The organism is Chryseobacterium sp. BGARF1 (assembly GCF_001677955.1).
In the GTDB taxonomy this organism is placed as follows: Bacteria; Bacteroidota; Bacteroidia; order Flavobacteriales; family Weeksellaceae; genus Chryseobacterium.
Genome location: NZ_LELA01000189.1, coordinates 1 through 512 on the forward strand (window position 1 = coordinate 1; position 512 = coordinate 512).

2 tRNA genes are annotated in these 512 nt (G+C 41.4%); both read left to right on the top strand.

Features of this window, described 5'->3' with window-relative positions:
• Positions 1-8 precede the first annotated feature (8 nt).
• Positions 9-82 (top strand) — tRNA-Ile (locus tag AB671_RS21415).
• Between the two features lie 93 nt (positions 83-175).
• Positions 176-249: transfer RNA gene (locus tag AB671_RS21420), tRNA-Ala, on the top strand.
• Positions 250-512: the final 263 nt, after the last annotated feature.

The window sequence follows — 512 nt, forward strand, 5'->3', positions numbered from 1 at the left end:
CATAACAAAGTCTCGTAGCTCAGCTGGTTAGAGCGCTACACTGATAATGTAGAGGTCGGCAGTTCGAGCCTGCCCGAGACTACTAATTAAGGAGTTAGGTTATAGGTATTAGGAGTTAGGAAAAGCGCAAGCCAAATACTAACAACCAAACACCAACAACTAACAACTACTAGAGGGGGAATTAGCTCAGCTGGCTAGAGCGCCTGCCTTGCACGCAGGAGGTCAAGGGTTCGACTCCCTTATTCTCCACAGTTTTGTGAGTCTGATTTAAAAGTACGATGAATAGAGCCAAAACAAATATTCATTTATCAGACGAGCAGAAAGACATAAGATCATTGACATTAACGGTAAAAATATCACAAAGAGAAAACCGAGCGCAATTAAGCGTTTGAGTTTACAAAATAATTTAACAGCAATGTTAAGCAAAAATACTGAACTAATTAATAATTAGGAAAGAAATCGTTAAGGGCGTATGGCGGATGCCTAGGCTTTCAGAGGCGACGAAGGACGTG